Source organism: Dictyoglomus thermophilum H-6-12, assembly GCF_000020965.1.
GTDB lineage: Bacteria > Dictyoglomota > Dictyoglomia > Dictyoglomales > Dictyoglomaceae > Dictyoglomus > Dictyoglomus thermophilum.
On sequence record NC_011297.1, the window covers coordinates 1381095 to 1392430 of the forward strand.

The 11336-nt window shown below is 35.5% G+C and carries 9 protein-coding genes; 6 read left to right on the forward strand and 3 right to left on the reverse strand.

The features are described 5' to 3' along the window. The first annotated feature begins 8 nt into the window (after window positions 1-8). From rsmG to DICTH_RS06990, 3 genes are all read left to right on the forward strand, one after another. Window positions 9-731 carry a 16S rRNA (guanine(527)-N(7))-methyltransferase RsmG gene (rsmG, locus tag DICTH_RS06980; RefSeq protein ID WP_012547572.1) on the forward strand — a complete coding sequence of 241 codons (723 nt, stop codon included), beginning with the start codon at window positions 9-11 and terminating at the stop codon, window positions 729-731. A 73-nt stretch (window positions 732-804) separates the two neighbouring features. Beyond that, window positions 805-1935 carry a GNAT family N-acetyltransferase gene (locus DICTH_RS06985; RefSeq protein ID WP_012547813.1) on the forward strand — a complete coding sequence of 377 codons (1131 nt, stop codon included), beginning with the start codon at window positions 805-807 and terminating at the stop codon, window positions 1933-1935. A gap of 114 nt (window positions 1936-2049) precedes the next feature. Further along, entirely contained in the window at window positions 2050-2367 is a 318-nt protein-coding gene (locus DICTH_RS06990; RefSeq protein ID WP_012548502.1) for an ArsR/SmtB family transcription factor, read from the forward strand. A gap of 52 nt (window positions 2368-2419) precedes the next feature. On the opposite strand, the gene DICTH_RS06995 is transcribed toward DICTH_RS06990, so the two are convergent. Beyond that, window positions 2420-3628, reverse strand: coding sequence for a hypothetical protein (locus tag DICTH_RS06995; protein WP_041723580.1), 1209 nt, complete (start codon window positions 3626-3628; stop codon window positions 2420-2422). A gap of 154 nt (window positions 3629-3782) precedes the next feature. Between DICTH_RS06995 and DICTH_RS07000 the strand changes: the two genes are divergently transcribed. Genes DICTH_RS07000 through DICTH_RS07010 form a run of 3 tightly spaced genes read left to right on the forward strand, consistent with a single transcriptional unit; the run spans window position 3783 to window position 7651 of the window. Beyond that, window positions 3783-4181: an Hsp20/alpha crystallin family protein gene (locus DICTH_RS07000; RefSeq protein WP_012547284.1), complete on the forward strand. Its 399-nt coding sequence runs from the start codon at window positions 3783-3785 to the stop codon at window positions 4179-4181. A gap of 16 nt (window positions 4182-4197) precedes the next feature. Further along, window positions 4198-6576: an endopeptidase La gene (lon, locus tag DICTH_RS07005; RefSeq protein ID WP_012546944.1), complete on the forward strand. Its 2379-nt coding sequence runs from the start codon at window positions 4198-4200 to the stop codon at window positions 6574-6576. Further along, on the forward strand, window positions 6542-7651 hold the full coding sequence (locus DICTH_RS07010) for a baeRF10 domain-containing protein (RefSeq protein ID WP_012548230.1): 1110 nt from the start codon (window positions 6542-6544) through the stop codon (window positions 7649-7651). Before lon ends, DICTH_RS07010 begins: the two co-directional genes overlap by 35 nt. Before the next feature lie 62 nt (window positions 7652-7713). Here DICTH_RS07010 and gap read toward each other — a convergent pair whose 3' ends face one another. Continuing rightward, complete coding sequence (gene gap, locus DICTH_RS07015) at window positions 7714-8727, reverse strand: type I glyceraldehyde-3-phosphate dehydrogenase (protein ID WP_012548715.1); 1014 nt, start codon at window positions 8725-8727, stop codon at window positions 7714-7716. Window positions 8728-8828: 101 nt separating this feature from the next. Further along, on the reverse strand, window positions 8829-11261 hold the full coding sequence (gene leuS, locus DICTH_RS07020; protein ID WP_041723288.1) for a leucine--tRNA ligase: 2433 nt from the start codon (window positions 11259-11261) through the stop codon (window positions 8829-8831). Between the last annotated feature and the right edge of the window lie 75 nt (window positions 11262-11336).

Sequence of the window (11336 nt, forward strand, 5' to 3'; positions counted from 1 at the left end):
ATGAGTAAATGGAAGAAAACTTTAAAAGGATCCTTAGAGAAAAGGTTAGTGAACTAAATTTAAGTCTTGATCCCCTTCAAGAGGAGAAGTTTTATTTATACTATATGGCATTAAAAGAGTGGAATAGGAAAATAAATCTTACTTCTCTTGAAGGGGAAGAGGAGATTATTTTAAAACATTTTGTTGATTCCCTATCATGTATAATACCCATAAGGAATGAAAATATAGAAAGAATAATAGACATCGGTACAGGAGCGGGCTTTCCGGGCATACCAATTAAAATCTATGATGAGAAATATAAATTAACCCTTTTAGAATCTCAAAAGAAAAAGATCCTATTTTTAGAAGAACTTATAAAAATACTGGAACTTTCGGATGTCGAAATTGTATGGGATAGAGCTGAAAATTTAGGAAAAGATCCAAGATATAGAGAACAATTCGATTTAGCCCTTGCAAGAGGAGTTGCTAAGCCTAATATAGTTTTGGAATATGCCCTACCCTTTGTAAAGACTGGAGGAATATTCTTAGGACAAGCAACACCCAATAACCTTTCAGAGTGGGAAAACGCGCAAAAGGTAGTTGGGATATTAGGAGGAAAAACCGAAGAAAAAATTGAGATAAATTTCGATAACATTACAAGAATTTTCCTAAAGATAAGAAAAATTAATAATACTCCGGAAAAATATCCTCGAAGGCCAGGTATACCAGAAAAAAGACCTCTTCTTCCTTAAAATTTTATTGATATTGATGAATTAATTACTTAAAATATTTAAGTTAGAAATTTTTCATTCAAAGGAGGTAATTATGTCCGTAGAAATAAAAGAGGTAAAAACTGAGCAAGAAAAGAAAGACTTTATAATGTTTCCTTTTGAACTCTATAAAAACGATCCATTGTGGGTTCCGCCTCTAATCTCAGAGATGAAGAGAATCGTAAATGGACCAGGAAGCTTACTATTCCAATCGGGTCCTCATACTTTTTTCAATGCTTATGAAAATGGAAAAATTATAGGAAGAATAGCTGTAGGAATAGATGAAAAAATGAACAAAATAAGAAATAAAACCGAAGGATATGTTACTTTATTTGAGAGTATTAATAATAAAGAAGTAGCCTTTTCTCTTTTGGATACTGCACAAAACTGGCTCAGAGAAAGAAAAATGACAAAAATGATAGGTCCTGTTTCTCCAACAAATGGTGATGACTACAGAGGAATGTTAGTGGAAAATTTCGAAGATCCACCTGTAATATACACTACCTATAATCCACCTTACTATGTCGACTTTTTTAAAGACTATGGTTTTGTGCCAGAACACACTTTTGTAGCCTTCAAATATGATCTCAAAAAATTACCATTAGATGACTCCATTAAAGTAATTGAATATGCCAAAAAGAAATATAACTTCTATACGAGAAAAGCAGACTACTCTAAGGTAGTCGAGGAGGCAAAAATCCTTCAAAAAATATTGGAAAGATCTCTTATACCCTTAGAGTATGACTATCTTCTTCCTCCCACAGAGGAAGAAATGATTTCCTTAGCAAAAGACTTAGTCAAATTTATACCAGCAGAATTTGTACAGATTGCCTTTTCTGAGGAAACCCCTATCGGCTTTGCAGTAGCAATGCCTGATTACAATCAAGTACTTAAAAGGCTTAATGGGAGACTCTTCCCCTTAGGTTGGCTTAAATTTCTATGGTATAAAAATAAAATAAATAGAGCGAGAGTATTTCTACTTTTTGTAGTACCTGAATTTCAATCAAAGGGAGTCCCTGCCGCACTATTCATTGAATTATTAAGATATGCTAGGGATAAAGGCTATGTTTTCGCAGAAGGTTCAACCATTAATATCAACAATAATAAAATGTGTCGTGAGGCTGAAGGAGTAGGAGGAGTACTTTACAAAAAATTTGTAATATTTAAAAAAGAAATTATAAACTAATAGAAAGGGGGTGTCAATAGAAAAGTTTTCCTTGACTTTATCTCCTCTTCTTCTATAATTAAATAGAACTTATTAATTAAATAAAAAAACAAAAAGAAAGGGAGTAATAAATATATGGAGACTAAAGACAAAGAGAGGCTTTCAATTGAAGAATGTGAGGCTTTATCAGATATCTTTAAATCTCTCTCAAGTTATGTAAGAATTCATATACTCTGTGCCCTTTCCGATGGAGAAAAAAGTGCAGGAGAGATAGCCAAACTTATAAATGCATCCTTTGCAAATACATCTCAAAACTTGAAAGATCTTTATAACTTAGGACTTCTTAAGAAAAGGCGTGTAGGCCAATTTGTTTATTACTCTTTAGCAGATGACTCAGTTCTTGAACTCTTAGAGCTGGTAAGAAGAATTAGGTTCAAATCCAAGAAAGCTTAAAAAAAGAGGGGAGGCCTAAAGGTCTCCCCTCTTTTTTATCCCTTAAGTTATCTTAAAATCTTACAGAACCCGAAATAGATCCTGCAACAGGAGCCATATTCGTTGGATCTAAAACAATGGCCATATCAGCTTGTACAAGTAAGATATTTGCACCTAAACCAAGGGTATAGATTTGAGGTTGTAAATTTGCATCAAGTACTGCTCCGCCTCTTGCTGTCAATACAAAGAATAGTGGTTGTTCTACACCTACTCTATAGGAAATAGGAGTAAAGTTTTTGTCAAGATCTGCATCAATGGCAACCCTAGTAGCAAGAACTGGTATTTTCACAAATACACCTGCCTTCAAAGACATATCTGGCAAAGTCACATCCATAGGAGAAGTACTTTCAGAATAAGGCGTAGTAGTTGTAATAGAACCGCTAGTATCAGAGAAATAACCCTCTTCATACCCTGAGGTTATTTTACCTTCTAATGGTATACCAAAGGCATCTTTTACCACAATTCCTGCTGCCACAAAGGGTGAAAATCTCGCATAAGCTCCCACATCAAAGGATACATATCTTTGCTCGTTTAAATTAAAACTTCTTCTAAAATAATCATTATCATTTGGTTGACCTTCTACTATAGCCTGAGCTACTCCAGTTTGAGTTGCTTTTGCCTGTACAGAAGTATTTACATAATACTCATTCACCAATCTAACATTAGCACCAAGGTTTACTTTTAAGCCAAGAAGGTCAATAGCAGGAATCGCTACTGTAAGAGCACAATTGGCTCTCAAATTAGAGTTAAGATTGACATTTCCTTCTAATTGGAGATCGGATGAAGAATCATTAGTGGTATATTTGTAATAATAAGCATTTAAATCTCCATTTCCAAATAAAGTCAACCCAAGCTTGCTTATGCCAAGATGCAAATATCCTCCCGTAGATAGTACAGCAGAAAGTTCTCCATTTGGAGTCTCACTATCACTTTGTAAAGCCTTTAAATATTCCACAAAAGTATTAAGTTTATCCCTATTCTCCTTATCAAGTGGAGCAACTCCTAAACCAAGTTTTAATGTCAATTTTGAGTATTCTCCCATTAAAGCAGGATTGTAAATTGCAGAAGTAGGAGAATCTGCAAGAGCTGTCATAGCACCAGCCATTCCCATTGCCCTTGGATCATATAAAAGATCCTTATAAGCAAAAGTTGTGCTTGCGGCGTAAGAAATCCCCACAAGGGAAATCAAAAGAATCATTAAAAGAATCAAACTTCTTTTCATAAACCTCTCACCTCGCACTTTAAATTTTGATCTTCTTACCAATCTCATTATAAACCTTATAGCTAAAATAAAAAAGTGATCTATATCACCTTTTTTTTATGATATAATGGACTTAAAAGAAAACAACATATTTATTAAACCTTGGAGGAAGACTATGGAGAGAAGAATATACATGCGAGGGAATAACCCCTTTGAAAGTCATATATTTAGAATAGTAGATTGCTTCTATCGAGAAGGTTCAAGATTCTCCATGCAATGGGGAGCATGGGTACCTAGAGTAGATGTATATGAAACCGATGATAAAATTGTGGTATTAGTAGAAATAGCAGGAGTAAAAAAAGAGGATATAGATTTGACATTCCATGAAGGTAAATTAATACTAAGAGGAACAAGACAAGAACATTATAGTTCAGACCCCGCAATCTACTACCAAATGGAGATAAACTTTGGACCCTTTGAGAGGATAATACCACTACCTACCGATGTGGATGCTGAAAAAGCAGAGGCGGTGTATAAAGATGGCTTTTTGGAGATTATTCTTCCTAAAAAGTAAAGAAAGGAGGGAAAATATGGAAGAAAGAGAACTCAACCAAACTCAAGATATACCAGAAGTTCTTCCCATACTTCCACTAAGAGAAACAGTAGTTTATCCACAAATGCTCATCCCACTTATCGTAGGAAGAGAAAAGAGTATTAGGCTTGTAGAAGATGCCCTCTCTGGTAATAAATTGATTGGAATGTGTATGCAAAAGACCCCAGTAGAAGATCCTACTCCTGATGATATCTATAGAATAGGAACAGTAGGTATTATTGTTAGAAGTTTAAGATTTCCAGACAATACCTTAAGGCTTTTTGTACAAGGACTACAAAGAATAAGGGTTATAGAATTTTTAGAAACAGAGCCTTATTTTAAAGCAAAGGTTGAAGTCATAGAAGAAAAAGTAGAAAAAACTGTTGAAATAGAAGGAATGATGAGAAACCTTCTTAATTTGTTTCAGAAAATGGCATCCTTGATACCCCAATTCCCTGAAGAGTTATTGATCAATGCTATGAATATTCAGGAGCCTGGAAGACTTGCAGACTTTATAGCCTTCAACACCAATCTCAATATTAATGAAAAACAAGAGATTCTTGAGACTATAGATGTTAAAGAAAGGTTACAAAAGGTCACATATTATCTCACAAGAGAGTTAGAAATACTGGAGATAGCAAACAAAATCCAAAATGAGGTAAAAAACGAGATAGAAAAGAGTCAAAAAGAATACTTCTTAAGACAACAGATGAAGGCAATACAAAAAGAACTTGGAGAAATAGATCCTAGAGAGATGGAAATCAATGAACTACGGCAAAAGCTTCAAGAAGCAAAACTTCCACCTGAAGCTATGAAGGAGGCAGAAAGAGAATTAGAAAGACTCTCCTTAATGCCGCCTGGATCTGCAGAGTATACAGTAACGAGGACTTATCTTGACTGGCTCATAAGCTTACCGTGGGCAATTTCTACAGAAGATAATTTAGATATAAAAAGGGCAGAAGAAATATTAAATGAAGATCACTATGACTTAGAAAAAGTAAAAGAGAGAATATTAGAGTACTTAGCGGTAAGGAAATTAAAGAGTGACATGAAGGGACCAATATTATGTTTTGTAGGTCCTCCAGGAGTTGGTAAAACCTCCCTTGGAAAATCTATTGCTCGAGCCCTTGGGAGAAAATTCGTAAGAATTTCTCTTGGAGGAATAAGAGATGAAGCAGAAATAAGAGGACATAGAAGAACTTATGTGGGAGCTCTTCCTGGAAGGATTATTCAAGGAATAAGAAAAGCAGAATCAAACAACCCAGTATTTATGCTTGACGAGATAGATAAGTTAGGCTCTGACTTTAGAGGAGATCCTGCTGCAGCCTTATTAGAGGTATTAGATCCTGAACAGAATAATGCCTTTGTGGATAATTATTTAGGGGTACCCTTTGATTTATCAAAAGTAATGTTTATAGCAACGGCTAATGTGCTTTATACCATACCACCAGCCCTACTTGACAGAATGGAGGTTATAGAGCTCCCTGGTTATACCGAATATCAAAAGATGGGAATAGCCAAAGGCTTTCTCATACCAAGACAACTTAAAGAACACGGATTAGAAAAGGAACAAATAGAATTTAGCGATGATGCCATAAGAAAGATTATAAGAGAATACACCCGTGAGGCAGGAGTAAGAAACTTAGAGAGAGAGATAGCTAGCATAATTAGAAAGGTAGCAAAAGGAATAGCAGAAGGAAGTATAACTGAAAAAGTTATAGTAAAAGTAGAGGATGTTCCAAAATACTTAGGTCCAGAGAAATATACCTATGGTATGAAGGGAGAAAAGGACGAAGTGGGTGTTGCCACAGGCCTTGCATGGACAGAAGCAGGAGGCGATATATTATTTGTAGAAGCATTAGTTGTAGAAGGAAAAGGAAACCTTATACTAACAGGAAAATTAGGAGAGGTAATGCAGGAATCAGCAAAAACTGCCCTATCTTATGTAAGATCTAAACTAAAGGACTTAAATGTAAGTTATGAGTTATTAGAAAAAGCAGATATTCATGTGCATGTTCCCTCAGGTGCAATTCCCAAAGATGGACCTTCAGCTGGGGTAACTATAGCCACAGCCATAGCATCTGCCCTTACTAGAAGACCCGTCAAAAAAGATATTGGAATGACTGGTGAAATAACTCTAAGAGGAAAAGTACTTCCTGTAGGAGGAATAAGAGAAAAAGTACTTGCTGCCCATAGAGCAGGACTTACTGCAGTAATTATGCCAAAAGAAAATAAGAAAGATTTAGAAGAGATTCCCGAAGAAGTAAAGAAAGAGATAACCTTCTACTTTGTGGAACATGCTGATGAGGTCCTAAACCTTGCCCTCCTGGAGGTGAAAGAGAGTGCTGAGCAGAGAAATCCTGAAAGAATTGGGTAATCTTTCCTTTCAGCCCTACCTGGTAACCACCTTATATCTGAATGTTTCTCCTTTGAAAAATCCAAAAGGAGAGTACAAAATTATTTGGAAAGATATGAAGAAAAACCTTCTTGATTCGCTGAATTTAGAGGGAGATGTTAAAAAATCAGTTTTATCTGACTTAGAATATATAGAAAATATAGTTGATCAAGTTTCCTTTGGTTCTGCAAATACTATTATAATTATGAGTTGCTCAGCCCAAAACTGGACATATCAGATTCCTCTTTACCCTACACTAAAAAATAAGTTAGTTATAGATAAAGATCCATACACCCGTCCTCTCTCCCATCTCATGATTGCTAACAAGCCTTATTACTTGGTGATTCTTTCTAAAGGCAACGCTAGGGTTTTCAAATACTTCCTTGGAGAAATAAAAGAAGAGGGAGAGATTAAAGAGGAAATTCCTAAAAGACATAAACAAGGTGGATGGGAAGCTGCAGATTGGCAAAGATGGCATGAAACCCATGTAATATGGCATTTCAAAGAAGTAGCTGAATTTTTAGATAAAAAAGTTCAAGGAGAAGAAAAAATAGTGCTTGGAACTACGTCCCCTAAAAATACGGCTGAATTTCTTGAGGTACTGCCTAAAAGATTACACGAAAGGATCATAGGCGAGATACCAATAGAACTCGATTCTCCTATAAAAGAGATCCTTGAAAAGACTCATGATTTGATAGAGAACTACGAAGAAAATAAAATGAGAGAACTGATAGATCAACTAATCGTCCTGAGCGCAAAAGGAAAAGAAGCAACAATAGGACTTGAAAATGTAGCTCATGCAGTTCACCAAAAAAGAGTAAGAATGGTTTTAGTAGATGATCAATTCGAACAACCTGGATTTCAATGCCCTTCTTGTTCTTTCATAAGTCCCTATTTAGAAAATTGTCCTTATTGCAACATTAAGATGGAAAAAAGAGCAGACATTGTGGATGAATTATTAGAAGAAGCAATTATTGAGAAGTCAGAGTTATTATTTATTAAAAACAAAGAGCTCTCAGAAAAAATTGAAAATATTGGAGCTTTCTTAAGGTTCTAAGAAAAAATAGAAGGGGAGGATTTTTCCTCCCCTTCTAAATAAAATTACCCAGTATAAATTAATTACATTCTCTCTGCTACATATGCTGTTAAATCAGCTAATCTGCAAGCATAACCCCATTCGTTATCGTACCAGGCAAATACTTTCACTAAGTTATTTCCAATTACTATAGTGGATGGAAGATCTACTACTGTAGAATATGTGGTACCTTTGAAGTCCATAGATACAAGCTCTTCTTCGGTAACTCCAAGAATTCCCTTCATCCTACCCTCTGCAGCCTTCTTAAATGCCTCATTAACTTCCTCAACAGTAACATTCTTTTGTAATATACATACTAAGTCGGTAACTGATACGGTAGGAGTTGGAACCCTCAATGCTACACCATGCATCTTTCCATCAAGTTCTGGAATAACTCTTCCAATAGCTTTTGCTGCACCAGTAGATGTGGGGATAATGTTTAAAGCAGCAGCTCTTGCTCTTCTTAGATCTTTATGAGGAAGATCTAAAATTCTCTGGTCATTAGTATAAGAATGGACAGTGGTCATTAATCCTTTTTCAATACCAAAATTATCAAGGAGTACTTTTGCTACAGGAGCTAAACTATTTGTAGTACAAGATGCATTAGAAATTATATGATGCTTCTCAGGGTCATATTTCTCCTCATTAACACCCAAAACGATAGTAATATCTTCACCTTTAGCTGGAGCAGAGATTATAACCTTCTTTGCCCCACCAGAAGTAATGTGTACCTTTGCCTTTTCAGCATCAGTAAATAGTCCTGTAGACTCAATAACTATATCCACTCCTAAATCCTTCCAAGGTAAATTAGCAGGGTCTTTCTCAGCAAAAACTCTAATCTCTTTTCCATCGATAATTATAGACTTATCAGTGTATTTAACCTCTCCCTTATAGACTCCATAGTTGGAATCGTATTTAAATAAGTGAGCAAGAGTTTTAGTATCGGTAATATCATTGACAGCCACTACTTCTACTTTACCATCGTGTCTTTCAAAAAGAGCTTTTAAAACCTGTCTTCCTATTCTCCCAAACCCATTAATACCAACTTTAACTGCCATAAGAACACCTCCTGAAATCGTTAAATTTTTCTTTAATTTCAATCTACATTATATCACTTATATTTTTTTAATTTTGTTAAAATCTTTTTAAAACAATCCTTCTACACATACAAACTTAATATCTTTCCTGGAACATAAACTACTTTTTTGATTTCCTTATTATCCAAGTATTTCTTAACATTTTCTCTATCAAGGGCAAGTCTTAAAACTTCTTCTTGAGTAGCATCAGCATTTACATCAATTCTATCTCTTACCCTACCATTTATTTGTATAACTACAGTGACAATTTCTTCCTTTATCATCTCGGGGTCATAAGACGGCCATTTCTGCATATGTACACTATATTCATTACCTAACTCGCTCCACAATTCTTCAGTTATATGAGGAACAAAAGGAGAAAGCAGTAGGATAGAAGTTTTAATTGCTTCTTCAAAAGCAGGCGTTCTTCCAAAGTTTCTCTTATGATCAAACAGAAGATTAGTAAGTTCCATAATTGCTGCTATTGCTGTATTAAATTTGAAATTCTCAATATCCTCAGTGACCTTTTTAATAGTTTTATGAAGCTTTCTTCTTATTAATTTCTCTTGTTCCTCATCCACTTTGGGTTCTACCTCAGCATCATCTAATACAAGCCTCCAGAATCTATTCAAAAATCTATTAGCACCTTCCACTCCTTCATCGCTCCATTCAATATCCACCTCGGGAGGTGCCACAAAAAGTATAAAAAGTCTTGCTGTATCTGCACCATAGTTTTCTACCATGTAATCCACAGAGACAATATTTCCTAACGACTTAGACATGATCTGACCATCTTTGTAAACCATACCCTGAGTAAACAACCTCTTAAAGGGCTCTCTTACTGGACTATATCCAGCATCATATAAAACCTTAGTTATAAAACGAGAATACAAAAGATGTAGAACGGCATGCTCAATTCCACCTGTATATTGATCTACAGGCATCCAATATTCTGCTTTTTCTCTGGAGAAAGGCTCTTTATCATTATGGGGATCAGTATATCTAAAGTAATACCAAGACGAATCTACAAAAGTAGCAAGAGTATCCGTTTCTCTCCTTGCAGGAGCACCACACTTAGGACATTTTGTATTTACAAATTCTGGCACCTTGGCCAGAGGACTTTCTCCTGTCCCTGTAGGTTCAAAATCGGAAAGTTCAGGAAGCTCCACAGGAAGATCTTCATAAGGTACTGGCACAATCCCACAATTAGGACAATATATTATAGGAATAGGAGCTCCCCAGTATCTCTGTCTTGAGATAAGCCAATCCCTCAACCTATATTGAACTTTCTTTTTACCAATTCCTAAACTCTCAAATTTTTCCACAATTAATTTCCAAAAATCAGAGCTCTTCATTCCATTGTATTCACCAGAATTTATCATTACTCCTTCTTCTTCATAGGGAAGTTCAGGCAGCTTATCAGGATCAGGAGTAATTACAGGTATGATAGGAAGATTAAATTTAACTGCAAAATCATAATCTCTTGAGTCATGAGCAGGAACAGCCATTATAGCTCCAGTACCATAGGTAGCAAGAACATAATCTGCCACATATATAGGAACAGGTTGTTTTGTCAAGGGATGAATAGCATAACTTCCTGTAAAAACTCCAGTTTTCTCTTTTTCAGACGTAAGTCTCTCAAGCTCACTCTTATTTTTAGCCTGCCTTACATATTCCATTACTTCATTTAGATATTCTGGTTTGGTTATCTTCTCCACCAAGGGATGCTCTGGAGCAAGAACCACGAAAGTTACACCATAAATAGTATCAGGCCTTGTAGTATAAACATAGATCTTTTCATCACTACCCTCAACTTCAAAATAAAATTCAAGACCTTCCGACTTTCCTATCCAATTTTTTTGCATCAGTTTCACTTTTTCAGGCCAGTGCTCTAAAGTATCGAGATCTTTTAAAAGATCCTCTGCATACTCTGTAATCTTAAAGAACCACTGTTCAAACTCTCTTCTCTCAACAGGACTCTTACATCTCCAACATTTTCCATCTATTACCTCTTCATTAGCAAGTACCGTTTTACAAGTAGGGCACCAGTTAGCAGGAGCCTTTTTTCTATAAGCAAGTCCTCTTTCATAAAGTTTTAGGAATATCCATTGAGTCCACTTATAATAATCTGGAGCACAGGCCGTTACTTCCCTATCCCAATCATAGACTACGCCCATCTTAAAAAGTTGTTCCTTCATTCTTGCAATATTTTTATAAGTCCACTCCTTGGGATGAACCTTATGCTTTATAGCAGCATTCTCAGCAGGCTGACCAAAGGCATCCCAACCCATAGGGTTTAATACATTGTAACCCTTCATGGTGTAATATCTTGCCACTACATCTCCAATGGTATAATTTCTCATATGTCCCATATGGAGATCTCCAGAAGGATAAGGGAACATGACAAGGGTATAATATTTTGGTTTATCAGACCTCTCTGTCACATGATATAGTTTGTCCTCATTCCACTTCTTTTGCCATTTAGGTTCTATCTCCTGTGGATTATATCTCTTCATCCTTCTATCCCTCTCCTTTTTCAAAAATTTTCTTAACTCCAATTATATAAAAGTATTTATTCAAGGACAATAATT

Excerpts from the sequence above, each read along its gene's own strand:
- rsmG (WP_012547572.1), top strand. The coding sequence starts at position 9 with ATGGAAGAAAACTTTAAAAGGATCCTTAGAGAAAAGGTTAGTGAACTA.
- DICTH_RS06985 (WP_012547813.1), top strand. The coding sequence starts at position 805 with ATGTCCGTAGAAATAAAAGAGGTAAAAACTGAGCAAGAAAAGAAAGAC.
- DICTH_RS06990 (WP_012548502.1), top strand. The coding sequence starts at position 2,050 with ATGGAGACTAAAGACAAAGAGAGGCTTTCAATTGAAGAATGTGAGGCT.
- DICTH_RS06995 (WP_041723580.1), bottom strand. The coding sequence starts at position 3,628 with ATGAAAAGAAGTTTGATTCTTTTAATGATTCTTTTGATTTCCCTTGTG.
- DICTH_RS07000 (WP_012547284.1), top strand. The coding sequence starts at position 3,783 with ATGGAGAGAAGAATATACATGCGAGGGAATAACCCCTTTGAAAGTCAT.
- lon (WP_012546944.1), top strand. The coding sequence starts at position 4,198 with ATGGAAGAAAGAGAACTCAACCAAACTCAAGATATACCAGAAGTTCTT.
- gap (WP_012548715.1), bottom strand. The coding sequence starts at position 8,727 with ATGGCAGTTAAAGTTGGTATTAATGGGTTTGGGAGAATAGGAAGACAG.
- leuS (WP_041723288.1), bottom strand. The coding sequence starts at position 11,261 with ATGAAGAGATATAATCCACAGGAGATAGAACCTAAATGGCAAAAGAAG.